Genomic DNA, 25,317 nt, shown 5'->3' with positions numbered 1-25,317 from the left:
CACCGCCGTTGACAGCCCCCTCGGCACCGCCTTACGCTGGCCGAACTATTGCAATCTGCAACAGTTACGGATTGCAATCAATCGGACGATGGGAGTGCCATGTCCAACCATGTCGTTCTGGCCGCTGAGTTCTCGGCGACCTCCACCTATACGAATGCGCAGTACCTGCTGGTCCTGTACGGGTTCGTCGTCGCGGCGTTCGCGTTGTTCGCCGCAGCGATCTACGGGGCCAAGACCACGTCGGAGGTCTCCAAGGCCTACCGCCCGGCAGCGCTCGCCAGCACGCTGGTGTGCAGTGTCGCCTCGCTCGCCTACCTGGCGTTGATCCTGGAGTGGGTCCTGAAGTTCCACGCCGCACCCGACGGCCAGTCCTTCTCGCCCTCCGCCGGCACCGTCATCACCGAACTGAGGTACATGGACTGGTCGGTGACCGTGCCGTTGCTGACCGTCGAGATCATCGCGGTGGCCGCGATCGGTCGCGCTGCCGCGCTGAAGATGCGGACGATCGCCGTGACGTCGGCGGTGTTGATGATCGTGACCGGCTACCTGGGCGTGGTGTTCGGTGAGAACGCCGCCCGCGGGACCACGGCCGCGTTCTGGATCTGGGGCGTCATCAGCACCGTGTTCTTCGTCGTCCTGTACGGCGTCGCCCTGCAGGCGTACCGCACGACGGCCGCGCAGGTGGGCAAGGGAGAGATCCTCATCACCTACCGCAACGCACTGATCCTGCTGTTCAGCGTGTTCGGCGCATATCCGCTGGCGTACATGATCCCGCTGTGGGCCGGCGCGAACGACAGCGGGTGGGCGACCACCGAACAGCTGGTGTTCACGGCGGCAGACATCGCCGCCAAGGTCGGGTTCGGTCTGCTCATCCACAAGATGGCCAAGCTGCGCACCGCAGCCGATGCGCTCGCCGTCGGCGGCGACATCGATCACACCCGTGCGTCCGCCGTGCCGGACACCGTCGCCGCCGAGGTGTGGGTCTCCGGTGAGCTCGTCAGCGTGCCACCCACCGGGGCGCCGAGCGTCGGTACACACGCGGCACACGCGGCGCACTGAGATCACGCACCCGATGACCACATCACCTGTCGCGCAGACGATCCCCCGGGTCGCCCGAGCGGCGGCCCGGCAGGATCAGCGATCACGCCGATGTGGTCGTCGGGTGGGCGTCGCACGGCGGTGGCTCGTCCACCCGCCGCGCATCGCTGCATTCGGCATCACCGCAGCGGTCGCGGTGGGTGCGATGAGCACCGGCGCCGCCCGCACGTCCCTCGCGGGCGACGGCCTCAGTCCGGGAACGCTCGTCGCGACGATCATCGTCGTCGCGGCGCTGGCAGTCGGCACCCCGCACGGGGCCGTCGACGTCACCCGGCTGGGCAACTCCCCACGGCGGTTCGTCGCCGGGGGAATCCTCTACGCGGCGTCCGCACTCGCGGCCGGCGCGGTGTGGTTCGTCGCACCGCTACCCGCGCTGCTCGGCCTGCTCGCACTCGCCGCAGGTCATTTCGGCGCCGGCGAGGTCGAGCTGAGCCGCCACCTGACGCGAGGTGCCGTGTCCACACGCCTGGGCCGCGCACTGCAGATCGCGTCCCTCGGCGGGATCCCCGTCGTGCTCCCGCTGGGCCTGCACGGCGGGTCCGTCCTCGACATCCTCGACGCACTCACCGCCGGCAACGGCTCGGTGATCGTCACCGTGTGCCGATGGGCGATCCCGTTCGTCGCAGTGGCGGCGATCGGCGCTGTCGCGCTGTGCACCGGGACGCTGCGCCGCGACATCACCGTCGACGTGGTCGCACTGGGCGTCCTGTTCGTCGTGCTCACACCGCTTCTCGCGTTCGCGGTCTACTTCGCCCTCTGGCACGCCTGGCGACAATCGGGACTGCTGATCCAGGAGACGGCCGACGAGCGCGACGTCGCACCCGCGCGAGCCGGACGCGATCTCCTGCTGCTCGCCCTGGCCCCGTCGATCGTCGCTGCGCTCGCGGTCGTCGTGCTCGCGGTCACCCTCGAGACCGCGGTGATCGCCCCCGCACTGGTGACGGTCCTGTGTCTCACCGTCCCCCACTCGATCCTGGCGCCGCGGATCACCCGCCCAGGATCAGGTCTGCGGCTTTCTCCCCGATGAGCACGCTCGGTGCGTGCGTGTGCCCGCGGATGATGGTCGGCATGATCGACGCGTCGGCGACACGCAACCTGTCCACTCCCCGTACCCGCAGCCGGGGGTCGACGACACTGGCTGTGTCGCTGCCCATCCGGCAGGTGCTCACCGGGTGATACAGGGTGTGCGCGTTCCGTTCCAGGGCTTCGGTCAGCAGGTCCTCGGTGGCGATGTCGGGTGCCACCTGGGGACGCACGATGTCTCCGAGGAACTCCTTGAGGGAGGGCTGGCCGGCGATGTCCACGCACGCGCGCAGACCCTCGATCATCGCGCGACGATCGACCCCGCCCGCGTCGGACAGGTAGCGCGGGTCGATGACGGGCTTGGCCGTCGGGTCGGCTGATCGCAGGGTGACCTCTCCCCTGCTCTCCGGCCGCAGCAGCACCGCCCCGATCACCGCGGCGTGGGCGTCGTGGGCGATGAGCCCCTCGTCGAAGAAGGGCGCGGGAGCGTAGATCAGTTCGACGTCGGGGTACGGCACCTCGTCACGGGTGGTGATGAAGCCGTAGGCCTCGGCGACGTTCGACGTCAGCATGCCGCGACGACGGACGAGATAGTTCACCAGCTCAGGGATCTTCTCGGCGGCGAACAGTGAGTCCGACTCGGTCTGCCACCCGATCAGCGAGCACAGGTGATCGGTCAGGTTCTTGCCGACCTCGGGGGCGTGGTGGTGGACGTCGATCCCGTGTGCAGCGAGTTCCGCGCGGTCGCCGACACCGGAGAGCATCAGCAGTTGCGGGGAGTTCACCGCGCCGCCGGCGAGGACGACCTCGGTGCCGGCGCGCACGGTGTGGCGTGTGCCGTCCTTGAGGTACTCGACTCCGACGGCGGCCGATCCCTCGAAGACCACTCGTGTGGCGTGGGCCTCGGTCACGATCGTCAGATTGGAGCGCTTGCGGACCGGCTTGAGGTACGCGTCGGCCGTGCTCCACCGGGCGCCCCGCTTCTGGGTGACCATCGTCTGCGAGAAGCCCCGGGGTTCGGCGAGATTCGCCTGCTCCACCGGGTACCCCGCCTCCCGCACGGCCTCGAGGAACGAGGAGGTCAGGCGACGCGGGCTGCGCTGGTTCGACACCACGAGAGGGCCACCGGTCCCGGCGTCGAGCGCGGTGGTCTCCTCGATGCTCTCGATCTTCTGGAAGTACGGCACCACGTTCTCGAACGACCACGTCGCATCGGAGAGCGTCGCCCACTCGTCGTAGTCGGCGGCGAATCCGCGGACCCACATCATCGCGTTCATCGACGACGAACCACCGAGCATCTTGCCGCGCGGCCAGAAGATGCTGCGGTCTCGCAGTCCCGGCTGCGCCTCGGTGTCGTAGTTCCAGTCGACCTCGCTGCGGAAGAGCTTGGAGAACGCGGCCGGGATGTGGGCGAACCTGTTCTTGTCCTCCGGTCCGGCCTCGAGCACGACGACGGAGTTGCGCGGATCCGCACTGAGCCTGTTGGCGAGGACGGCGCCCGACGAGCCGGCGCCGACGACGACGTAGTCGGCAGAGAGATCGGTCGACATCGAATTTCCTTGTCTGTGACGAAGCGGTCTGTGACGAAGCGGTCTGTGGAGAGGCGGGGCTATCCGCGCAGCGCGGAGGCGAAGATGGCGGGCAACTTCGTCCACGAGGGTTTCGCCGCGAACGCCGTCAACAGCCGCCCGGTGGTGGCCGCGGTGCGGTTGGTGACGAACCACGGCGGCTTGGGGGAGATCGCCCACTCGCGGTGCAGGATCGACCGCGGTGACGGCCGGAACGGTCCGCGGACCACGGTTCGTTCGGCGTCGTCGATGAGCAGCGCATTGTGGACGATGCCCATCCCGCTCTGGATGTCGTCGACGGTGTGTCCGGGGAACGCGCCCCACGTCGCACCCGCGGTGAGGAACCCGACGCCGGTCCACGCGTTGACGGCGACCGTGCCGTAGTTCAACTCGGCCAGCATCTCGTCGAATCTCGACCCCAGCTCGCGGATGGACGCGGGGTGGGCGACGATGTTCACGCCGAGCGTTCCGACGAAGTCGGAGTTCACCGTCCGAACGGCCGCTGCGGCGAACTGATCACCGCTGTAGGGCAACTCGATCACCCCCAGCACGGGCGCGAAGTACTCCGTCTGCAGGAGGTCGACCTCGTCACCCGGGTCGATGTCCTGGATCAGCACCCGTCCGCCGTCGAGTCGGTCGGCGGCGGGATAGCTGGCGACGGCCGCCCCGACGCGGGTGTCGCTGCCGGGGTAGTACGGGGCGCGACCGGGAGCCTTGTCGAGGGCGGTGCGCAGGGCGGCGAGGAACTGATCACGCTGCTCCCACTCCGACGACAGCACGACCACCTGCGACGCGACACAGTTGTAGCCGCCGTTGTGCAGCCGTTGCGTGGCAACGTGTTCCGCCTGGTACTCGATGTCGGCGTCGCTCCACCTGCCGGGCAGCACGATGGTCGGTGACACGCCGCCGAGCTCGCTCGTCATGGGCTTGTCCAGCACCGGCTCGTTCGCCGCCCGTCGGGCCGCCCCGTCCTCTCCGGGCCCGAAGACGATGGTGTCGTGGGTGATCGAACTCCCGGTCATGTGGACGTGGTCGACCGAGTCGTGATGGACGAGGTAGCTGCCGAGTTCCGCTCCACCGGTCAGCAGTCGCACCGCCCCGACCTCGATCAGCGGCGCGAGGACCTTCGTGAGCACCGGGAGCATCGCGTCGGTGATCGGGTTCAGTTTGAGGGCGACCACACGGTTGTGGGCGAACAGCTCGTAGAGGGTGTCGAGCGGGGCGATCGACATGATGTTGCCCGCGCCCAGGACCGCACCGATACCGCGGGTGTGGGTGGGATCGAGCTGGGCGAGTCCGGCGGATCCCTTCGCACGCTCGGCGTCGACGCCGGGGGTCAACCACACGTCGGCGCTGAACCCGTTGAGCAGCAGGGCGTCGAAGATGCCGAGGGGCAGCACGCGCACCGTGGTGCGACCGCCCGGGGCGGAACCGAAGGTGGCGTCGGCGATGGGGCTGTCGCCGGCCTCGAGTGCGGCCAGGCTGTGCGCCAGGGTGGCGGCGCCACCCGCGAACGCGTACGGCCCCGAGATCCACTCCTCGCCGACAAGGGGGGACGCGGGATCGAGCTTCTTGATCCCGACCGCGGCGGCGACCCACTCCTCGGCGTGGTCCGCGGTGAGGTCGCGGACCCGTTCGAGCAGAGCCCGCCGATCGGCGAGGCTCAGCGCACCCCACGTCTTCTCCCCCGCACTCAGGTCCGCCAGTGCGCGGTCGACGGCGGCGTGTCCGGTGGCGTCGGGATCCTCCACCACACGCGGTTCGGAACCGATGGTCTCTGACACTGCGATCACTCATCTCTGACTCGACGACAGGCACGGGAGATCTCCCACCACTACTGTGATTGTCGTCTCATCAGGGCGCACGTCTCCATAGGCCGTCGCTCTCGAAGTCCCGCGCCGGATTGTGCGGCGGCACAACCACCCTGTGGTCCGGGTCACGATCGGCGCGTAGCCTGAGGCGATGTCGACGACGACCACCGCCCCCGCGCACCTGCAGAACGCGCTGGTTCTCCCCCTGCTGAACTCCGTCGACGACATGACGACGGAGTTGGTCACGCGCATATTGAGCGCCGAACACGGATACCTGGAGTCGTCGCTGCTCACCCGGGAGCAACTGCACGACGCGTGTCACGCCAACCTGCTGTCGATGGTGAGCTGCCTGGCCGTCGGCAGCTCCCCGGACCTGGAGGCGGCCGCGGCGGCGGGCCGGTTGAAGGCCGAGCAGGGCGTCCCGCTGGCCGCGCTCCTGCACGCCTTCCGGCTGGGCGGGCGGCTGATCTGGGAGGAGTTGATGAACCGATCCGACGGTGGCGCGACGCGCACACTGCTCGACATGGCCGCCCAGGTGTGGGCGCTGGTCGACGTGTGCTCCGACGCCGCGGCGGACGCCTATCGGCATTCGGTCGAGGCGCGGACCGAACAGGACGCCGAATCGCGGCGTCGGCTGGTCCGTGCGCTCTTCGCGGACCACGCCTCCAATCCCGCGGCCGTCGCCGACGCGGTGCATTTCCTTCGGATCCCCGAACGCGGCGCCTTCGTGGTGGTGTCCGCCGCCTCCAGTCGGGTCGAGTTCGCGCAGCATGACGTGACCGCCGTGTGGGACGCCGAGGCCGACGGGGTGCTGGGACTGCTGTTCGCGGCCGTCGACGGGAGGGTCGAGGAGGCGGTCGCCGGGCTACGGGCAGACGGCGCGATCGGCGTGAGCGATGTGTTCCCCACACCTGCAGGGACACCCCACGCGGTGGCGCAGGCACGGCTCGCGCGCACCTGTGCCCGTGTCGACGACAGCGCGGTGACCCGCTTCGGCACCGTCCCGGTCCCCCTGCTGCTCGCCGCCCACCCCGACAGCAGTCGCGTCGCGGTCCGACAGATCCTCGGCCCGCTCCTCGAGCTGCCCGCCGACGAACGGGCCAGTCTGCTCGCGACGCTCGACGCGTGGTTCGCGGCACGAGGGTCGACCGCGGATGCGGCGGCACGGCTGCACTACCACCGCAACACGGTGCTCTACCGATTGCGCCGCATCGGCGAACTGACCGGACGTGACTTCATGGATCCGGCGCAGGCCGCCGAACTCTTCGTCGGGTTGCGCGGATCCCAGCTGGACGGTCTCGACATCACTGCGTGAGATGGTGCCGCCGGTCGACCGGGTCACCGGCATCGGTGCGGTCCTCCGGTGCGATCGACGCCGATTCGTGAGTCCTCCTGATTGCGCGGGCCCGCCCCGCGAACACGAGGCTGCGGCACACGCTCATCGCTATCGCGAGGAATGCGAACGCGTTTCCCAGCGCAGCCCCCGACAGATCGTGGTCGCGCATGACATGCCCGAGCGCGTCGGTGAAGACGTGGTCGGCGCCGTAGGCGAACGCCAGCCGCAGGACACACGCCGCGATCCACGCGGATGCGTACCCGACTCCGGCATCACTGACCACCGCCGGCCGTGGCCGACGCATCCACGGGATGTGGCGACTCGTGAAGGCCGGGTCCCAGCCCATCGAGACCAGCCACCGTGACGCCACCAGGCATCCGAGAACAGCTCCGACGATGACACCGCTCGCTTGCAGCGTGAGGTTCGCGGCGCCGCCGGGAATCGAGGACAGGAACAGCGGGACCACCACCGCGACGGTCACCACGGGCCGCCACACCCGGAACCAGCCGACTCGGCGCCGACCGAGATCCGATTCGAGCACGACCGCCAACACCGCGAGCTGGAGGAGAACAACGCTTGTCGTCACACGGTCAAGGCTGCGCGGCCGGCGACCTCATCGCCTCGACCGCCGGGTGGAGACCCGGGTGGAGAAATGCTGCGACCCGACCCCTCGGCGGCATGGTGGCGGCACGCAACGAACATGTTTCGTGAGCACAGCTAGTAAGACGGGCGTAACACCGGCGTCATCGCGCCGATGGCGACGTCAGACGGCGCGCGCGAGCCAGAGACGCTTGCGGCAGACCGCTTTCATCTTGTCCACGACGTGCGCCGGGAGTTGCCCGTCACCGCTCGGCGCGGTCTCCTCGAGGTACTCGCTGAGCCGGTGGAAGAACTCGACGTCGCCGATCCCGAACTGCTCACGGATCGCCTCCGCCGGCCCCCCGCCGCGCTGGAACCAGCCCAGCTCGAACGCCAGCAACTTCCCGTCGTCGAGGCCGCGGTTCCCCATCCCGCCGCCGACTCCCACGTCCATGCTCGTCCCACCTGAAATAGTCGATGTCTGTTCTGCCCGTTACGCTCCCGGGCGCACCGGGTGGGCCCCACCGGGGCCGCGCGACCCGTTCATTGTGCCGTCGCGAAGTGACTGAGGCCATACGTTTTGCTCATTGCGAATGAATGCACAGAAAACGGGGAGCGACCCTGTGGGCCGCTCCCCGTTCTCGGAGGTGGTGCTGGATCAGCCGAGGCTGAACGGCTTGCCCACGAGGGTGACGTAACCGTCGACGGCCTCCGTCGAGACCTGGACCTTGATGTAAGCCTTCGCCTCCGCGAACCCTGCGCACTGCTCGACGTGGAAGTCTTCCTGGCTGTACGCGATCCCCGCCGATGAACCCTTGAAGGCGACACTGTTCACCGTTTTGTCGTCATCATCGGTGTAGTTGACGACAGGCACGAAGCCTGTCTTGCCGGGCCCGAGGGTGAGTGAAATACCCTGATTCGCAGTAGCGCCCAGGCTGGGTGCATAGGTGGAGGGGCCGGTGGTGATGGCACCAGTGCCGAGATCGACCGTCTGATCCCCATCCTCACCCGCGACACCGGCGTCCAGGCTACCGCCGCCAGTCGCGCCGGCCCCAAAGTTGACCTGGCAGCCGACGTAGTAACCGGCGGTGATCGAACCGCCCTCAGCCTTGCCGTTGACGGTCACCTTAACCTTGCCCGACACCCAGGCGTGACGGCTCGTCGGCACCGCAACCGTGGATCGAGCGATGGTGTAATTCTGGCCCGTCAGGCTGACGGTGACCGAGGTCCCGTCGACCAGACGCTGAGTGACCGTCTTGTCGGGCAGCGAGGCGGCGGCAGCGTTCCCGGCGCCCATGCTGGCGAGAGCGACCGCCGAGACGCCGACGATGCCGGCGGCAGCAGCCGCGCGACGCATCGAGGTGGAGTTCATGATTCCCCTTAAGAGTGTTCTAGTGAAGCGAGATTGTGTGGAGGACGGCGGATTGTCAGTTGAGGCTGAACGGCTGGCCGTACAGCGTTGACTTCACGTAGTTCTCGCCGCGCAACTCGATGGTCGACATGGCGCGCGCCTGTGCGTAACCACCGCAGCCCGTCACGTCGATACGGAACTGCTGGTACTGAACACCGAGCGACCCACCGCTGCCGGACTTCGAGCCGATCGGAACCACCGCTGCGGAACCCGGCGTCAGAGGAATAGTGATGCCGGGCGAGACCGAAGCCCCAAGGCTGAGTGGCGTGTCGCCACCGAGGAGATTCAAGCCTTGCGTAAAGCTGATGCTGGGCGAAAAGCTGAGGCTGGAGATGTCGACCTGGCAGCCGACGATGTATCCGGTCTGAAGAACAGCGTCGCCACCCTTCGGGAATGTCGCGAACACGGCTCCGTTCACCTCGGCACCGCGGTCGGCACCGTTGTGCGACTCGGTCGGGATCGGAAAAACCTTCTCGGCGGAACGGGAAAGCTTGACCACCGAGCCGTCGACACCGGTGGTTACCTTCGACCCTGCCGGGAGATCGCGGGCGGCCGCGGCTCCCGCGCCCATGCTGGCCAGGCCGACGGCCGACACCGCTGCGATGGCGGCGCCCGCCGCGAGGCGGCGCAGGCCGAGCTTGCTCTTCGTGGTCATTCGTTCCCTCTCAAGGACGTGCTGTGAACCGGGCCACATTTCACTGTGCAGAAGCGAACTCTAGCTCGGTCTAACCTGGCGGTCCGCGAAATCGTGGCGTGAACACTTGACGGTGTTGTTGCGACATGTTTCCCAGACGTTAAATCCGGGCGGGCGCAACCCCCGTGTCCTGCCACAGCCCGACCCGCGGCGACTCGACACCGACGGTCGCCGCGGTGTGTTGTCGGAGGAAACTTAACCCGAGGGGCGTGACCCGACAACAGATGGGATCGGGCGCGTCACGAATTGGTCGCGACATGGCCCCGCCCACAGCCGCTCATCGAAAAGATCTGAGCAATCCGGACACTCATCGCGGATCGCGCATAGCCCGAGGCACGCCGCTATTGGTGATGCGGCGGACGGTTCTCGCGGAGCCATTTCTCCGACGCCGACCCGTCGCCGCGGTGATCTCGATCACTTCCGTCGGCGGACGCCTCGTCGGACGTGACCGACGGCAGGTCGTCGCCGAAGACGGCGGCGATCCGACGCCGACGTTCCCAGGCGGTCTCGCCCGGGACGTCGTCGGATCGCTGCTCGGCCACGAGCCGAGGTCAGAGCTCGGTGAGGGAGGAGATGATCCGCTTGGCGAGCGGGGCGACCGTCGCCATGCCGTCACGCACCGCGGCGCGCGAGCTGGCGAGGTTGACGACGAGCGTCTGACCGGACATCCCGGCGACCCCGCGCGAGAGACCGGCGTCGGACGCGCCGGCGGCGAGCCCCGAACTGCGCACGGCCTCTTCGATTCCCGGCAGCGACCGGTCGAGCAGACCGCTCGTCGCCTCCGGGGTGACGTCACGAGGGCGGACACCCACACCGCCGACGGAGATGACGAGGTCGACACCACCGATCACCGCCGTGTTCAACGCGTTCCGGATCTCGACCTCGTCGGCGGCGACCGCGATGGTCGCGTCGACGTGGAACCCGGCCTCGGTGAGCAACTCACCGACGAGCGGCCCGATGAGGGTCTGGTCCTCCCCGTGCGCGGCACGATCGTCGACGACGACCACGAGGGCCCGGCCGAGGTCGCTGGACTCCAGGCTCACCGATGTCATGGGGTCATCCTCCCGTGAGCCCGACGAGAGCTGCTCGGCGGCCCGGTCGGCGGCCGCCACGTCCTGCGCGGAGACGCCGAGACCGAGCGTGGCGAGGTCGTCGAGCGTGTCGGCGGCGGGCGGCTCGGGCAGGATCCGCAGGATCGATCGGTTGTCGACGGTCATCAGCGTCCTCCGGTGTCGAGGGTGTCCAGGGTGACCTGCACGGTTCGGGATGAACCGTTGGCCGTGTACGTGATGGAGACGGTGTCCCCGGGTGCGTGCGATCGGATCGCGGCGACCAGGGCGTCGCCGGACGAGATGACGCGGTCGTTGACCTTCGTGATCAGCGCGCCGGACGGGATACCCGCCTTCGACGCCGCGCCGCCGGCCTGGACCGCGGAGACGAGGGCGCCCGGGGTCGCGGCGTTCTCCCCCGACGACTGCACCGACACCCCGAGGCCCGCCTGGGTCGCCCGGCCGGTGCGCTGCAGTTCCTGCGCCACGCGCATCGCCTGGTCGATCGGGATGGCGAAGCCGAGGCCGATGCTGCCGCCCTGCTGGCTGGAGCTGTCGGACAGACTCGCGATCGCCGTGTTGATGCCGATGAGCGCGCCGTTGCCGTTGACCAGCGCGCCACCGGAGTTGCCGGGGTTGATCGCGGCGTCGGTCTGGATGGCGTCGATCACCGAGGCGGTGCTGTTGTCCTCGCCCTGCGTCGACACCGGGCGGTTCAGCGAGCTGATGATGCCGGTGGTGACCGTACCGGCCAACCCGAGGGGGGAGCCGACCGCGATGACGTTCTGGCCGACGGCCAGGTTCGCCGAGGTGCCGACGGTGATCGGGGTCAGGCCCGTCTTGTCGGCCTTGATGACGGCGATGTCGGAGATGGGGTCGGCCCCGACGACCGACGCGCCGGACGTCGAACCGTCGTTGTAGCTGACGGTCAGTTGACCCGCCCGACCGGACTCCGCGGTGACGACGTGGTTGTTGGTGAGGATGTATCCGTCCTGGCTCAGCACGACGCCCGAACCCTCGCCCTCACGGTTGCCGACCCGCACGTCGATCGAGACCACGGACGGCAGGACCTTGGCCGCGACGGCCTGCACCGAACCGGCCTCACCCTGGACCGGCTGCGAGGTGTCCCGGTCGCCGCCGAGCGGCGCGGACAGCGATCGCGACGAGGTGTCGTCCAGACCTGCGCCGACCACGCCGCCGATGCCACCGGCGAGGACGGCCAGCACGATCGCCCCGACGACGAGACCCGCACGACCCCCACCGCCACGCTTGGGCGCGGTGGCCGTCGCGGGGTAGTAGGACGGTGACGCCTGCCCGCCGTGCTCCGACGAGCTGTAGCCGTAGGGCGACGCCCCGAACGGCTGGGTCTGGCCGTACTGGCCGCTGCCGTACTGCGTCCCCCCGTACTGGCCCGACCCGTACTGGCCCGACCCGTACTGAGCCGAGCCGTACTGACCCGATCCATACTGACCGGGATCGTTCTGTCCGGTGCCGTACTGCCCGCCGCCGTAGTACGGCGTAGACCCGTGCTGTCCCCCGCCGTACTGGCCCGACCCGTACTGACCCGGCCCGTACTGGCCGGTCCCGTGGGAGCCGGAGTCCTGCCCCGACGAACCCGGCTGCTCCGTCGGGTCCTGACCGGACGGACCCTGCGAGCCGTCTTCATGTCGTCCCTGGCCGGACCAGCTGGTGGTGCGCTCGTCGTCGCCGTCGGATCCGGGGTGGGACCCGTGCTGGTTGTCGGTCATGCGTGGCAGTCCTCCATCGCTGCTCCGGCGCGGTCGGGCCGGCCTGCGTCGGGCGACGCGGGGCCCATCCGCGGGCAGTGACGCACTCGGCGTCGTCGTACCCGTCGACCCTAATCCTGTACGGGTGCCCTGAGAGGGGTCTGAGACCCACCGGTGAGTACCGATAGGAACTCGGTCGGACGGGCCATGGTCACGGTCCGGTCACCGCGGGGGGGTCGCCCGCCGGTCACCCACCGCCGGGTGGCGATTCGAACCCCGGCGTCGGTCGTCCCGGGAGTTCGATGCGGATCTGCGCTCCCCCGGCCGCCGATTCGAGGGCCGTGACGGACCCGCCGTGGCGCACCACCACCTGACGGACGATCGCCAGACCCAGCCCCGAGCCCGGCATCGCCCGCGCCGCGTCGGACCGGTAGAAGCGTTCGAACACCAGAGCGCGGTCCTCTTCGGGGATGCCGGGTCCCGCGTCGGACACGGTGAGCTCCGCGCGGTCGGGACCGATCTGGCGGAGCACGATCCGTACCGGTCGGTCCGGTGGACTCCACTTGGCCGCGTTGTCGAGCACGTTGAGCACCGCGCGCGACAGCCCGTTCGGTTCGCCGAACACGAACCACGGTGCCGTCGACACCGTGAAGTCGACGTCGCTGCGGCGTCTGCGGACACGTTCGAGCGAGCGGTCGACGACCTCGGTCAGGTCGATCTCCTCGGCGACCGCCTGCGGCGCGTCGTCGCGGGCGAGGTCGACGAGATCGCCGACGAGCGTGGACAACTCCTCGATCTGGGCCATCACGTCCTGCTGCAACTCGGCCATGTCGGCGGCGGGGATGGCCCGCGCACCCGGTGCGTTGCTGGCGATGAGCAACTCCAGGTTCGTGCGCAGTGACGTCAGTGGGGTCCGCAGCTCGTGTCCGGCGTCGGCGACGAGCCGCGACTGTCTCTCCCGCGACTCGGCGAGGGCGCGCAACATCGCGTTGAAACTGTCCGTCAGTCGCGCGAGCTCGTCGTTGCCGGTGACCGGGATCGGTTCGAGATCGTCTGTGCGCGCGACGCGTTCCGCCGCCTGGGTCAGGCGGGCCACGGGTCTCAGCCCGGCGCGGGCGACCGTCGTGCCCGCCACCGCCGCGAGTATCACGCCGCACCCGCCGACGATCGCCAACACCCAGGCGAGTCGTCCTAGCACATGATCGGTGGCTTCCAGGCTCTTCGCCATGATGAGGGTGTTGCCGTCGACGAGTTTGCGTGCGATCACCCGCTTGTCGCCGACGGTGCGCAGGCTGGAGGCATCCGGCGCGGACGGGTCGGCCGAGGCGACGACCGATCGTTCGACCGACCCGATCGGCACCTCGCCGATCTGGAACACCTGGCCCGTCGACCGCACGAGCGCCACCGAGATGTCGGAGGAGAAGATGGTGCCCGCGACGAGACCCTCGGGTGAGGAGTCGAGCAGACCGAGCCGTGCGAGCTGCGTCATCCCGTCGGCGCGGTTCACCAGCTGCGCGTCGACGTCGGCGTACATGGCGCGATAGACGACGGCGTAGGCGCTGGCCGCCATCACGGCGACGGCGATCCCGACGACGGTCGCGGCGAGCAGCGTCACCCGCATCCGCAGCGAGATCGACCGCGTCAGTGCCGTCGGCTCGCGCATCGCCGTCGGCGGCGGGTGGTGGACGGGGGCTGGCTGCCATCCCGGCGGTGGGCCCTGCGACCCCGGCGGGATCTGGCTCGTCGGGTGGTGGACCGGCGGGGCGGCGACGTCGTGTCCGCCGCCGTCGCGCCCGGCGCCCGACGGCATCACGGCGGCGTCTCGCGCAGCACGTACCCGATGCCCCGGACGGTGTGGATCAGACGCGGTTCGCCGTCGGCCTCGGTCTTGCGCCGCAGGTAGCCGATGTAGACCTCGAGGGCGTTGCCCGACGTCGGGAAGTCGTACCCCCACACCTCCTCGAGGATCCGCCCCCGCGTCAGCACCCGGCGCGGGTTGGCCATCAGCATCTCGAGCAGTGCGAACTCGGTGCGGGTGAGGCTGATCGATCGCTCCCCGCGGGAGACGTCGCGGGTCACCGGGTCCAGGGTGAGGTCGGAGAAGGTCATCGACTCCGAGTCGGCCTCCACGTCCGCCCCCGCCCGGCGCAGCAGCGCACGCAGCCGTGCCAGGAGTTCCTCCAGCGCGAACGGCTTGGGCAGGTAGTCGTCGGCGCCGGCATCGAGGCCGGAGACACGCTCGGACACGCTGTCGCGGGCGGTGAGCACCAGGATCGGCAGGTCGTCACCGGTGCTGCGGAGCCGGCGACAGACCTCGAGGCCGTCGAGCCGCGGCATCATCACGTCGAGGACGACGGCGTCGGGCCGCTCGGACTTGATGGCGTCGAGTGCCTCCATGCCGTCGCTCGCGGTCTCCACGGTGTAGCCGTTGAACGACAGCGACCGTCGCAACGACTCCCGGACCGCGCGATCGTCGTCGACCACCAGGATGCGCATACGCACCAGTGTGGACGGAACGACTGAGATCGTGCTGAGACGACACACGTACACCCCGGTCACACCCACCGCCCGCCGGACCAACAGGTGTTGGGTTCAACGCCTGTATCTCCTCACAAAATCGTGCGACGGAGGTCACAGTTGGACATAGCCGTCGTTACGGTCACCTTCGCTCGACAGGTGGATCGACGAAAGGGTCAGGGGAATATGAGTTCAGGGGTCGGACCGACAGGTGAATCGCTGCGACCGGTGTGGCCGCACGCCGACGCCCTCATCACCCGGGACTGCCGGAGCCTGCGCTTCGGCGGGAAGTACGCCGACGTCGTCGCGCTGAGCACCGGCGACCCGACGGCTCTGCGCCCCACGATCGACGTCGCCACCCGCCGGCGGGTCGCGACCATGCCCGAACCGCGTCGGGACACCGCGCTGGTGCTCGGCGGCAACGGGTTCCTCGGCGCCCATCTCATCGGCCGCCTCTCCCACGACCCGCAGATCACCGAGGTGGTCGCGATGATCCGACCCACCGAGACCGAGACCGCGCGTCGTCGGCTGCAGGCCACCGTCGACCAGTACGAGATCGACGTCGACATGTCCAAGGTGCGGATCGTCGAGGGCAACCCCACCGCCCGCTTCTTCGGTCTCGACCGCGAGGGGTACACCGCACTCGCCGACACGATCGGCCTGATCTACAACTGCGCGAGCTCCACCGACTACATGTCGAGCTACGTGGAGTTGCGCGACGACTGGTTCATCAGCCTGCTGCGGGTGCTGGAGTTCTCGGTCACCCGCACCCGCAAGCACGTGACCTACGTCGGCAGCATCGGTGCGCACCTCTACCAACGTGCCGAGGACTTCCGCCGTCCCGACTCGTGGTGGTACTCGGGATACGCCCAGATGAAGTGGGTCAATGCGGTCCTGCTCGGCTGGCTCGCCGACGACGACACCTTCTCGGTGACGCTGTGCGAGGCGCCCTACATCCTCGGCAGCACCCGGCGGGGTCTCGATCCCGGTCGCGCCTACAGCTTCTGGCGGATCATCGAGGTCGCGATCGCGGTCGGCGCGATCTGGGACGGCCCCGGGATGAACTACGTCCCCGTCGACGTCATCTGCGAGGTGATGGTCGCCAACGCGCTGACCGACGTGCCGATGGCGCGGATGCTGCCGTCGAACCCCACCGGCTACGACCACAGCCTGTACGCGGACCTGCTCGGTCTGGACCTCGTCAGCTGGGACGACTTCTACCGCCGCGTGGCCGATCTCGCGGGGGAGGAGTTCGCCGCGACGATGCTCGGCGACAACATCGACATCCTCATGCGCAAGGTCCACAAGCCCGAGGCCATCTTCCCGGCCGATCACGACGCGTCGTGGTGCGACCACCGTCGACTGTTCGAGCTCTACTTCGGCACGGTCACGCTGAAGGATCTGCTCTCGGGACGTCGCGCCCCCGCCATCGCCGGCGCGTGATCGACGGATCGTCCCCCCGCGGGGCGGTCGGACGACGGGCCGAACCCTCCCGGGTGTCCCGCGCCGACACACCCCTCGGGCGAGAGTTGGGCAACGCCGTCCTGAGCCTCGGCTTCTACGCGGCCTGCACCGGTATCGGTCTGTTGCCCGGCGGGTTGGCACGGCCGGCACTCGAGCGCTATGTGGGCTGGGCGTCGGCGATGGACGAGAGGCGTGGGCAGTGACCCGGGTGCATCCCGGCGTGTGGTGGTCGGCGGCGGGCGCACTCGCCACGTCGGCCGGCGCGGGTGTCATCGCGTGGTGGCGGTTGCGCTTCTTCTTCCGTGACCCCGTCCGGACGCCACCGGGCGACCCGCACGCCGTGGTGGCCCCCGCCGACGGCGTCGTCACCTACGTCAAACGGGTCGAACGCGGCCAGGTGCCGTTCGCGGTGAAGAAGGGCCGCACCATCCCGCTCGAGGAGTTCACCGACATCGCCACCGACGCGAGCGGTCACCTCGTCGGTGTGTACATGACCGAGTACTCGGTGCACCGCAACCGATCTCCGGTGGCGGGCACCGTCGTCGCCCGTCGGCACCGGGCCGCCGCACCGTTCAACCGGTCCATGGCGCGCATCGGTGCGAACCTCCTCGCCCGGCAGACCCCCTACGACGAGGGGTGCGACTACCTCATGACCAACGAGCGCCTCACCATCGGAGTCCGGCATGCGAGCGGTGCCGTCGCCACGGTCACCCAGATCGCGGATCTGTGGGTGAACCGCATCGTCGCCCACGTCGACGTCGGCGAGACCGTCGGCCGCGGTGAGCAATACGGCATGATCCGCTTCGGCTCCCAATGCGACGTGTTTCTGCCCGACGAGCTCGTCGCACGCATCACCGTGCGGCCCGGGCAGTACGTCTTCGCGGGCACCACCGTCATCGCCGAGTCACCGCTCGACGTCGCCGCCGACCTCGACTCCCCCGCCGTGCTCGAGGAGGCAGCCCTGTGATCACCGTCGTGCCGGTGCGATCCGCCGCCGACTGGAAGGACTTCGCCGCCGTCTACTCGACGGTCTACGCCGACGACCCGAACGGCCTGCCCGACGAGCCGATCGACATCGGTGCGACGCTGCGGTCACCGGCGAAGGAACTGCGCGCCATCCGGATCACGCAGGCGTTCGTCGCTCTCGACGACCTCCGGCCGGTCGGTCGCATCGCCGCCATCCACGACACCGCCTTCACCGCGTACACCGGTGAGTCCCTCGGGTTCTTCGGCTTCTACGAGTGCGTCGAGGACTACGCCGTCGCCGAGGCACTCCTGTCCACCGCGTCGCAGTGGTTGGCCGAACGCGGGCTCGCGACGATGGCCGGCCCGTTCAGCCCGTCGATGTTCTACAGCGCCGGCGTCCTCGTCGACGAGGACGCGAAGCTGCCACTGATCGGGATGCCCCACAACCCGACGTACTACGCCACGCAGCTCGAGAAGTGGGGCATGGCAGCGATCAAGGACTTCTACAGCTACCGGTTCGACAATCCGTACGAGATGTTCTGCGGCCCGGACTTCGCCCGCCACAAGCAGCTCTACGAGAGGGTCAGCGCCCGCTCGGAGATCACCTTCCGCACGATGAGCTACCGGACGCTGCGGCGTGACGCCGAGATCGTCCGCGAGCTCTACAACCTGACGTTCCGGGACTTCTGGGGATTCTCGCCGCTGTCGAAGGCGGAGAACTGGGACCTGCTCAAGATGATGCTGCCCGTCCTCGACCCCGAACTCACCCTGCTCGCCGAGTACCGGGGCAAGCCCGTCGCGTTCTTCATGGGCATCCCCGACGCGAACCAGGCGCTCGCGCGCGCGGCGAGGCACCGCAACCGCCTGATGCGTGACCTATCGACGCTGAGATCGGTCAAGGGCCGCAGACGCACCGAGGTGATGGACGGCGTACGCGTCGACATGATGTTGGTGGACAAGACCTGCCCCGACAGGTCGGTCGCGTCGCAGATCGTGGTCGAGATGTGGCGGCGCGTCGCCGAACGCGGCTACACGCGCATGGAGGGGGCGCCCGTCCTCGACGACAGCGAATGGATGAAGGGATCGGTGCTGTCGCGGGTACCGATGAGCCCCTACCGGACCTATCGGATCTACTCACGCGCCATCCCCCGGAGCTGAACCATGGTCGACACCGCTCCGCGTCCCGCGCCACCGACGGCGCGCCGATCACCGGGTGTGGTGTGGGGTGAGTTCATCGCCCGCCATCGGCGGGTCGTCCTGGGCATCGGGTTGCTGGTGGTGGTCATCTCCGCCGCGATGTACCCGATGTTGCAGTCACGGCTCGTCGGCGTCGACTTCTCCGTACCGGGCAACGACTCGGCGACGTCGGACTCCCTGATCGCCCGGCACTTCACCGATTTCGGGTCCGAGCAACTCGCGGTCACCTTCTCCTCCGACGACCACACCGTGGCCGACCCCGCGTTCCGCGACCGCGTGACCGCGGTCGTCGACGAGTTGCGTGGCGAGCGCGACGTGGTGGCCGTCGTCGATCCCTATCAGGCACAGGGCTTCTCGCCGCAGATCTCCACCGACAGACGCGCGGCGGTGGCGGTGGTGGGCATCTCCGGCGACGCGAGCGAGCGGGTCGGGATCGCCGAGCGTCTGCAGTCCGCACTCTCCGACGCCACTCGCGACGGCATCAGGGTGGCGATGACGGGCTACTCCCCGATGACCGTCGACCTGACCCGCGTCGAGTCCGCCGACGCAACCCGCGCCGAGAGTGTCGGCATCCCGATCGCACTCATCGTGCTGGTGCTCGCACTCGGCGGGATCGTCGCGGGAGCGATCCCGTTGATCTCCACCGGCGTCGGACTGCTCCTGAGCTTCGGCGTGCTGTCGGGCCTCGCCCACGTCATGACCTTCGACATCCTGGTGACCACCGTCGCGTCGATGATCGGGCTCGGGATCGGCATCGACTACTCGCTGTTCGTCGTCAGTCGCTTCCGCGAGGAGTTGGCGCGATCCGGGGTGACGTCACGACGCGACACCGACGGGGTTATCCGGGCGACCGGTGTCGCCGTGGGGACGGCGGGCCACACGATCGCCATCTCCGGCCTGGTGGTGATGATCGCGCTCGCCTCGCTGACGATCGTCGAGGTGCCCGCCATCCGCACCATCTCACTGGTGGTGGCGGTGACGATCGTGTGCGTGGTGATCGCGGCCTGGACGATCCTGCCGGCGGGCCTGGCCGAACTCGGCCCCGCGGTCGACAAGCTGGGCCTGCCGCCGCGGTTCCGACCGCCCGACGCCCGGGCCGACGGCGCGGGACGGAGCCGGTGGGCGCTCTGGGCCCGTCACGTCATGCGCCACCCGTGGGTCTACGCCGCGCTCGGGGTGGTGCTGCTCGTGGTGTGCATGCTGCCCATCGGGTCCATCCGATACGGCGTCGACATCGGAGCCGCGGCCCTGCGGGACCAGCCGAGCGGGCCGGCGAACACGGTGCTGGCCGAGAAGTTCGCCTCCGGAACCATCTCGCCGATCACGACGGTGTTCACCGGCCCGCGGCAGGGCCCGATGAGTGATGCGCAGGCCGAGAAGGCGATCGAACTCGAGTACTCCCTGCGCAAGGACCCGCGGGTGTCGTTCACGTACTCGCAGTCGGCCGACGGCCGATCGCTGATGGTGGTGATCCCGTCGGTCCCCATCGACTCCACCGAGGCGATCGACCTGGTGCGGTCGATCCGCGACCGCGCGGACGCGGTGACCGACGAGGGCGGGCCGCGGGCCTACGTCGGTGGGACGACGGCACTCGTCGTCGACGCCTCCACGGAGATCTCCGCGAAGCTGCCGTGGGTGATCGCGGCGATCCTCGGCTTCTCGTTCCTGTACCTCGCGGTGGTGTTCCGCAGCATCGTCATCCCGGTGAAGGCCGTCGTGATGAACCTGTTGGTGACGGGCGCGGCGCTGGGTCTGACCGTCGCGGTCTTCCAATGGGGTTGGCTGCAGTCGGTTCTGGGCTTCACGAGCGTCGGCTACATCCAGGTCTATCTGCCGATCACGGTGTTCGCCGTCGTGTTCGGGCTGTCGATGGACTACGAGGTGTTCCTCATCGGCCGGATGCGCGAGGTGTTCACCCGCACCGGGGACAACCTCGAATCGGTGGTCGACGGCATCGAACACACCGCCCGACCCATCACCGCCGCCGCGGCGATCATGATCGCGGTGTTCGCCAGCTTCCTCACCGCGAACGTGTTGGAGCTCAAACAGTTCGGATTCGCGTTGTCGGTGGCGGTGCTCTTCGACGCCGTCCTCGTCCGGATGATCCTGGTCCCGGCGATGATGCGACTCTTCGGAACCCGCAACTGGTGGCCGGGGAGTCGGGTGATGTCACCGCCCCGCCCCGCGGCCTGACCCCGCGATCCGCTCCGCTTCCAGGGTTGCCGCTCCGTCTTTTCGAGGACGCTCCGCCTGCAGGCGGAGCGTCCTCGAACAAGCGGAGCGTTTGCAGAGAGGCTGACTTTCCACAGCACCCAGAGTGCCCACAGGTCCGGCCCCCGACGCGTCACCGGCCCCGGTAGTTGTCCGCTCGCTCGGATTCCGTCGAGACATGACAGAGAATCCGCGAGCCGTCACCCCACAAACCGACCCGCCGGCCATCATCCGCGCCGCCGCTCTCGACGCAGGCATGACCGACTGGATGCTGAGAACCGGTGTTCGCACCGGCAACCTCGATCGCCTCTACCGCGGCACATATGTGCCCAGGCGGGAGTCGTTCATCACCGACGACGGTCGACTGCTCGGCGCCGACTCGATGGAAGCTCGGCGAGACCACTACCGCCGCCGGGTGACCGCAGCGGCGCGGGTCGGTGAGGAACGCAAGACCGCCAGCCACCACTCGGCCGCCGCGCTGCATCGCATTCCCGTTCTCGGACTACCCGACGACATCCATTTCACGACAGACCGGCATTCCGGCGGACGCCGCAAGGGTCGGGCGTTCTTCCTCCACGCCTCGCCACTCCCACCGGACGAGGTGACCGTCGTCGACGGCGTGCCGGTCACCACCCTCGCCCGAACCGCGATGGATGTGGCGCGAACGGGCTCGTTCGCCGAGGCGCTCGTCGTACTCGACGGGGCACTGCGCGCGGGGGCGACGGGTGTGGAACTCACAATGGTGACCAGCCGGGGCCGACGCCGTCGTGGCATCGCGCTCGTCCGTCAGGCGATGACATGGGCCGACGGCCGATCGGAGAGCGCGGACGAATCGCTCAGCCGGGCATTGATGATCCGCGCCGGGATCCCGATGCCGGACTTGCAGGTCGAGTATCGCGAGGACGATGGAGAGGTCTTCGCGAGGGTCGACTTCGATTGGGGCGGTCGCGTCGTCGGCGAGTTCGACGGCCTCGTCAAGTATGGCGACGCGGCCGACGTCATCGCCGAGAAGCGACGGGAGGACAAGCTCCGCGCACTGGGGATCATCGTCGTCCGATGGACCTGGGATGACCTCCGGAACCCAGAACGGTTCATCGCGCAGCTCCGGCGGGCATTCGCCACTGCGGATCTGTACGCGGCGTGAGGCTGTCGCGGGTGGCGCCAAGCATCGCCTCCCGCAAGACGCTCCACTTGTCGAAGGACGCTCCGCCTGCAGGCGGAGCGTCCTCGCATATGTGGAGCGGGAACCCTGGAAGCGGAGCGGCAACCCTGCAACCGGAGCGCGAAACCTGGAAGCGGAGCGTCCTCGCATATGTGGAGCGGGAACCCTGGAACCGGAGCGGCAACCGGGAACCGACGCGGGCGTGCGCTCCTAGAGTGGTCGGGGTGCGGGCGCAGGCGCGTCACCCACCGACTGACCACCGAGAGGCTGAGATGAGTGTCACCACCATCTGCGACGACACCGCAGAGGCGGTCGCCGGGATCTCCGACGGCGCGACCGTCCTCGTCGGAGGGTTCGGCATGGCCGGGATGCCCGTCGCCCTGATCGACGCGCTGATCGACCAGGGCGCAACCGATCTCACCGTCGTCTCCAACAACGCGGGCAACGGGGACACCGGGCTCGCGGCGCTGCTGGCACAGCGACGGGTCCGGAAGGTCGTCTGTTCCTTTCCGCGTCAATCGGATTCATGGGTCTTCGACGGTCTGTACCGCGACGGCGCAATCGAGCTCGAGGTGGTGCCACAGGGGACGTTGGCCGAACGCATGCGGGCCGCCGGCGCCGGGATCGGCGCGTTCTACTGCCCCACCGCGGTAGGCACCCGGTTGGCGGAAGGCAAGGAGACCCGCGAGATCGACGGCCGCACCCATGTCCTCGAGTACCCCATCCGCGGCGACGTCGCGCTCATCCGCGCCCACGTCGCCGATCGGATGGGCAACCTGGTGTACCGCAAGACCGCCCGCAACTTCGGACCGGTGATGGCCACCGCGGCGACCCAAACCGTCGTCGAGGTCACCGACGTCGTCGAGACAGGCTGCCTCGACCCCGAATCCGTCGTCACACCGTCGATCTACGTCGACCGCATCGTGGAGGTGCCCCGATGACCGACCGCCCCCGCACGAAGGACGAGATCGCGGCGGCGATCGCAGCGGACATCCCCCGCGGCTCGTTCGTCAATCTCGGCATCGGGCAGCCGACCCTCGTCGCGGATCACCTCGCCGCCGACTCGGGTGTCGTGCTGCACACCGAGAACGGGATGCTGAACATGGGCCCGGCCGCCGTCGGCGACGCGGTCGACCCGGACCTCACCAACGCAGGCAAGATCCCCGTGACCGAGCTCCCGGGGGCGTCGTACTTCCACCACGCCGACTCGTTCGCCATGATGCGCGGCGGCCACCTCGACGTCTGCGTCCTCGGGGCCTTCCAGGTGTCCACGCGCGGGGATCTCGCGAACTGGCACACCGGCGCGCCCGGTGCCATCCCCGCGGTGGGCGGTGCCATGGATCTCGCGATCGGGGCCAAGCAGGTGTTCGTCATGATGACGCTGCTCGCCAAGGACGGCACCGCCAAGCTGGTCCGCGAGTGCACCTGTCCGCTCACCGGCGTCGGCTGCGTGACCCGCGTGTACACCGACCTGGCGACCTTCGACGTCGGCCCGGACGGCGCGTTCGTCCGCGACCTGCACGGCACGACCCTGGCCGACCTGCGCACGGCCGTAGGACTCGACCTCGAAGGCTGATCACACCCTGCTGACAGCAGAAGATCGGGGCCCCGAGGAGATGTCCTCGGGGCCCCGATCTGGAGAGACTGTGGTGCGACCGCGCCGTCAGCGACGGTCGAGGTCAATGATGCCCATCTGCACGGCCTTCACCAGGCGGCGCGGGACACGCTGGCTGACGCCACCGGCCTTGACCTCCTGCAGCGCCGGGTTCTCGGCCTTCCACTGCGCGCGACGACTCCGCGAGTTCGCCCGAGACATCCGCCGCTTCGGTACCGCCATGATCAAGCCCTTCCGTTCAGTTCACGATTCGTCCGTGTCGACATCGTCCTGCGACCTCGCGCCGGACGACGGTCGTTCACGGCGCCCGTATCGGCGCTCGAACTTCTGCACTCGTCCTGCGGTGTCCATCACGCGGTGCGCACCAGTCCAGAACGGATGCGAGTCGGACGTGACATCGACAACCACAAGAGGGTACCGGTTCCCGTCCTCCCATTCCAAAGTGACGTCCGACGTCACCGTCGACCGGGTCAGGAACTGCTTCCCGGTGGACGAGTCGCGGAACACGACGGGGTGGTAGTCGGGGTGGATTCCGGGCTTCATGACTTCTCCTCGTTCTCGTGGATCGGATGCGGGACGGAGGTCTCGCACGGGTCGGCGTGGAACGCGCCGAACGGGTCGTCCCACGTCGACCACACGTCCTGACCTGCGGACATCTCCGCGTCGGTGAGGCACGCGTCGTGCAGGGCCGCACGGATGACGTCGGGGTCGGCGCGGTGCACCAGCACGACGAGGCTGGTGTTCCGATCCCCGAAGTCGGGGTCCCACCGTGCCGCGGCCAGGGCGACCCGCTCGTCGTCGACCTGCATCACCTCGTCGTCGGCCATGGCAGCCAGCCACGGCCCGCCGGTCGCGACGCGCAGGCCACCACCGGCGCTCTCCATCCACAGTGCCTCGTCGGGTTGCGTGGCCAGCCACAGTCGGCCGCGGGAGCAGACGACGCCCTCCAGCAGGTGATCGAGGGCATCGTGGAGGCGTCCGGGGTGGAACGGGCGGGCGACGGTGAACTCGACGAGGTGGACCCCGCAGTCGGGTTCGAGGGGCGGCGCACCGGCGAGCAACGGGTCGAACGCCCCGACCGAGCGGTCCCGTCGCGCACCCAGCGGCATCGCCGCGACGAGCAGCGCGACGAGTCGGTCGTCGAGTGGACGGCCCGGCGCCTCCATCACGATCGGAACGTCGGGTGCGAGGCGACGGATCACCGCACCGAACACCGCGGCGTCCCAGTTCGCGACCGCGGCACCGTGCACGACGAGCGCGTCGGCGAACGCCGCGTGACCCACCGCGACCTGCGCGAGGGTGCGCTCGTCGAACGGGTCACCGGAGTCGAATCCGGCCTCCGGCAGGGTCAGGTCGCCGGTCGCCTCGTCGAGCCAGGTCCCCGCGGCGATGCAGCCGATGACCGCCTCCACCCGGACGTCCCGCGACGCCGGCCCGTCGACCTGGCCGGGGATGCCGACGACGTCGACGGTGTCGATCGCGAAGCAGAGCGGTTCGGGTTCGATGAGCGGGTCGAGGGCGACCACGATGCGGTCGACGCAGGACCGTCTGTGCAGGGCGCGCAGCGTCGGCAGCAGGTCATGACGCAGCGCGCACGACACGCAGCCGTGGTCGAGATCGATGCGTGTGACCCACGTCTGCGTCACCCCCTCGGCATCGACCTGCCGCACCGTGCGGGTGATGACGCCCAGCGAGACCTCGACGAGGTCGTGGTGGACCACCGCCGTCCCCGGTACCGCCAGTCCGGTCGCGACCGTGTCGACGGCGACGGGGTCCAGCCCTGCCACCACGAACACCGGCGTCCTGTCCACGAGACCTCCTTTGTTGGCAATCGTTGTCGATAGAGTGCTAGCGTAGCCACTAACGAGAACGATTTCCATTTGCAAGGA

Annotated in this window: 25 protein-coding genes; 11 read left to right on the top strand and 14 right to left on the bottom strand. The window is 69.0% G+C overall.

The window, feature by feature from the left end; translation table 11 throughout:
* Window positions 1-99 precede the first annotated feature (99 nt).
* On the top strand, window positions 100-1,059 hold the full coding sequence (locus tag ACXVUM_RS14100) for a bacteriorhodopsin (protein ID WP_458522401.1): 960 nt from the start codon (window positions 100-102) through the stop codon (window positions 1,057-1,059).
* 103 nt (window positions 1,060-1,162) lie between these two features.
* Window positions 1,163-2,125: a beta-carotene 15,15'-dioxygenase, Brp/Blh family gene (locus ACXVUM_RS14095; RefSeq protein ID WP_458522400.1), complete on the top strand. Its 963-nt coding sequence runs from the start codon at window positions 1,163-1,165 to the stop codon at window positions 2,123-2,125.
* Here the strand turns inward: ACXVUM_RS14095 and ACXVUM_RS14090 are convergent.
* Both ACXVUM_RS14090 and ACXVUM_RS14085 read right to left on the bottom strand, forming a co-directional pair.
* A complete protein-coding gene (locus ACXVUM_RS14090) occupies window positions 2,085-3,671 on the bottom strand; it encodes a GMC family oxidoreductase (protein WP_458522399.1) in 1,587 nt (528 codons plus the stop codon). The genes ACXVUM_RS14095 and ACXVUM_RS14090 overlap by 41 nt on opposite strands.
* A gap of 59 nt (window positions 3,672-3,730) precedes the next feature.
* Window positions 3,731-5,440, bottom strand: coding sequence for an aldehyde dehydrogenase family protein (locus tag ACXVUM_RS14085; RefSeq protein ID WP_458522880.1), 1,710 nt, complete (start codon window positions 5,438-5,440; stop codon window positions 3,731-3,733).
* Window positions 5,441-5,651: 211 nt separating this feature from the next.
* On the opposite strand from ACXVUM_RS14085, the gene ACXVUM_RS14080 reads away from it, so the two are divergent.
* Window positions 5,652-6,815, top strand: a complete 1,164-nt coding sequence (locus ACXVUM_RS14080) for a PucR family transcriptional regulator (protein ID WP_458522398.1) — start codon at window positions 5,652-5,654, stop codon at window positions 6,813-6,815.
* Here ACXVUM_RS14080 and ACXVUM_RS14075 read toward each other — a convergent pair.
* From ACXVUM_RS14075 to ACXVUM_RS14035, 9 genes are all read right to left on the bottom strand, one after another.
* Entirely contained in the window at window positions 6,805-7,422 is a 618-nt protein-coding gene (locus tag ACXVUM_RS14075) for a hypothetical protein (protein ID WP_458522397.1), read from the bottom strand. The genes ACXVUM_RS14080 and ACXVUM_RS14075 overlap by 11 nt on opposite strands.
* Window positions 7,423-7,599: 177 nt before the next feature.
* Complete coding sequence (locus ACXVUM_RS14070; protein ID WP_458522396.1) at window positions 7,600-7,869, bottom strand: DUF3263 domain-containing protein; 270 nt, start codon at window positions 7,867-7,869, stop codon at window positions 7,600-7,602.
* A 204-nt stretch (window positions 7,870-8,073) separates the two neighbouring features.
* On the bottom strand, window positions 8,074-8,787 hold the full coding sequence (locus ACXVUM_RS14065) for an MspA family porin (RefSeq protein WP_458522395.1): 714 nt from the start codon (window positions 8,785-8,787) through the stop codon (window positions 8,074-8,076).
* A gap of 55 nt (window positions 8,788-8,842) precedes the next feature.
* On the bottom strand, window positions 8,843-9,481 hold the full coding sequence (locus ACXVUM_RS14060; protein WP_458522394.1) for an MspA family porin: 639 nt from the start codon (window positions 9,479-9,481) through the stop codon (window positions 8,843-8,845).
* A gap of 380 nt (window positions 9,482-9,861) precedes the next feature.
* On the bottom strand, window positions 9,862-10,062 hold the full coding sequence (locus tag ACXVUM_RS14055; protein WP_458522393.1) for a hypothetical protein: 201 nt from the start codon (window positions 10,060-10,062) through the stop codon (window positions 9,862-9,864).
* 9 nt (window positions 10,063-10,071) lie between these two features.
* On the bottom strand, window positions 10,072-10,737 hold the full coding sequence (locus ACXVUM_RS14050; RefSeq protein ID WP_458522392.1) for a MogA/MoaB family molybdenum cofactor biosynthesis protein: 666 nt from the start codon (window positions 10,735-10,737) through the stop codon (window positions 10,072-10,074).
* Window positions 10,737-12,317: a S1C family serine protease gene (locus tag ACXVUM_RS14045; RefSeq protein ID WP_458522391.1), complete on the bottom strand. Its 1,581-nt coding sequence runs from the start codon at window positions 12,315-12,317 to the stop codon at window positions 10,737-10,739. Before ACXVUM_RS14045 ends, ACXVUM_RS14050 begins: the two co-directional genes overlap by 1 nt.
* Window positions 12,318-12,543: 226 nt before the next feature.
* A complete protein-coding gene (locus ACXVUM_RS14040) occupies window positions 12,544-14,106 on the bottom strand; it encodes an ATP-binding protein (protein ID WP_458522390.1) in 1,563 nt (520 codons plus the stop codon).
* Window positions 14,106-14,792 (bottom strand): response regulator transcription factor, encoded by a 687-nt coding sequence (locus ACXVUM_RS14035; RefSeq protein ID WP_458522389.1) that lies wholly within the window; start codon window positions 14,790-14,792, stop codon window positions 14,106-14,108. Before ACXVUM_RS14035 ends, ACXVUM_RS14040 begins: the two co-directional genes overlap by 1 nt.
* 207 nt (window positions 14,793-14,999) lie before the next feature.
* Here ACXVUM_RS14035 and ACXVUM_RS14030 point away from each other — a divergent pair, with 207 nt between their 5' ends.
* The 8 genes from ACXVUM_RS14030 (at window position 15,000) to ACXVUM_RS13995 (ending at window position 23,389) form a co-directional block, all read left to right on the top strand.
* Window positions 15,000-16,256, top strand: coding sequence for an SDR family oxidoreductase (locus ACXVUM_RS14030; protein ID WP_458522388.1), 1,257 nt, complete (start codon window positions 15,000-15,002; stop codon window positions 16,254-16,256).
* The gene (locus ACXVUM_RS14025; RefSeq protein ID WP_458522387.1) at window positions 16,253-16,480 is read left to right on the top strand and encodes a serine/threonine protein phosphatase; all 228 of its coding nucleotides are present in this window, start codon (window positions 16,253-16,255) and stop codon (window positions 16,478-16,480) included. Before ACXVUM_RS14030 ends, ACXVUM_RS14025 begins: the two co-directional genes overlap by 4 nt.
* The gene (locus ACXVUM_RS14020) at window positions 16,477-17,244 is read left to right on the top strand and encodes a phosphatidylserine decarboxylase (RefSeq protein ID WP_458522386.1); all 768 of its coding nucleotides are present in this window, start codon (window positions 16,477-16,479) and stop codon (window positions 17,242-17,244) included. The genes ACXVUM_RS14025 and ACXVUM_RS14020 overlap by 4 nt, the downstream gene beginning before the upstream one ends.
* Window positions 17,241-18,401 (top strand): hypothetical protein, encoded by a 1,161-nt coding sequence (locus ACXVUM_RS14015; RefSeq protein ID WP_458522385.1) that lies wholly within the window; start codon window positions 17,241-17,243, stop codon window positions 18,399-18,401. The genes ACXVUM_RS14020 and ACXVUM_RS14015 overlap by 4 nt, the downstream gene beginning before the upstream one ends.
* 3 nt (window positions 18,402-18,404) lie before the next feature.
* Window positions 18,405-20,633, top strand: a complete 2,229-nt coding sequence (locus ACXVUM_RS14010; RefSeq protein ID WP_458522384.1) for an MMPL family transporter — start codon at window positions 18,405-18,407, stop codon at window positions 20,631-20,633.
* 196 nt (window positions 20,634-20,829) lie between these two features.
* On the top strand, window positions 20,830-21,795 hold the full coding sequence (locus ACXVUM_RS14005) for a hypothetical protein (RefSeq protein WP_458522383.1): 966 nt from the start codon (window positions 20,830-20,832) through the stop codon (window positions 21,793-21,795).
* A 290-nt stretch (window positions 21,796-22,085) separates the two neighbouring features.
* Window positions 22,086-22,754, top strand: coding sequence for a 3-oxoacid CoA-transferase subunit A (locus ACXVUM_RS14000; protein ID WP_458522382.1), 669 nt, complete (start codon window positions 22,086-22,088; stop codon window positions 22,752-22,754).
* The gene (locus ACXVUM_RS13995; RefSeq protein WP_458522381.1) at window positions 22,751-23,389 is read left to right on the top strand and encodes a 3-oxoacid CoA-transferase subunit B; all 639 of its coding nucleotides are present in this window, start codon (window positions 22,751-22,753) and stop codon (window positions 23,387-23,389) included. Before ACXVUM_RS14000 ends, ACXVUM_RS13995 begins: the two co-directional genes overlap by 4 nt.
* An 87-nt stretch (window positions 23,390-23,476) precedes the next feature.
* Here the strand turns inward: ACXVUM_RS13995 and rpmF are convergent, their stop codons facing one another.
* From rpmF to mrf, 3 genes are read right to left on the bottom strand one after another with little or no spacing between them, the layout of a single operon-like run.
* Window positions 23,477-23,650, bottom strand: a complete 174-nt coding sequence (rpmF, locus tag ACXVUM_RS13990; RefSeq protein WP_253654225.1) for a 50S ribosomal protein L32 — start codon at window positions 23,648-23,650, stop codon at window positions 23,477-23,479.
* 21 nt (window positions 23,651-23,671) lie between these two features.
* On the bottom strand, window positions 23,672-23,971 hold the full coding sequence (locus ACXVUM_RS13985; RefSeq protein ID WP_458522380.1) for a type B 50S ribosomal protein L31: 300 nt from the start codon (window positions 23,969-23,971) through the stop codon (window positions 23,672-23,674).
* Window positions 23,968-25,239, bottom strand: a complete 1,272-nt coding sequence (gene mrf / locus ACXVUM_RS13980) for a ribosome hibernation factor-recruiting GTPase MRF (RefSeq protein WP_458522379.1) — start codon at window positions 25,237-25,239, stop codon at window positions 23,968-23,970. Before mrf ends, ACXVUM_RS13985 begins: the two co-directional genes overlap by 4 nt.
* Window positions 25,240-25,317 lie beyond the last annotated feature (78 nt).

This window comes from Williamsia sp. SKLECPSW1, from assembly GCF_054332755.1.
The sequence above is the reverse complement of the archived record's forward strand: the minus strand, read 5'-3'. Positions and strand labels throughout refer to the sequence as shown.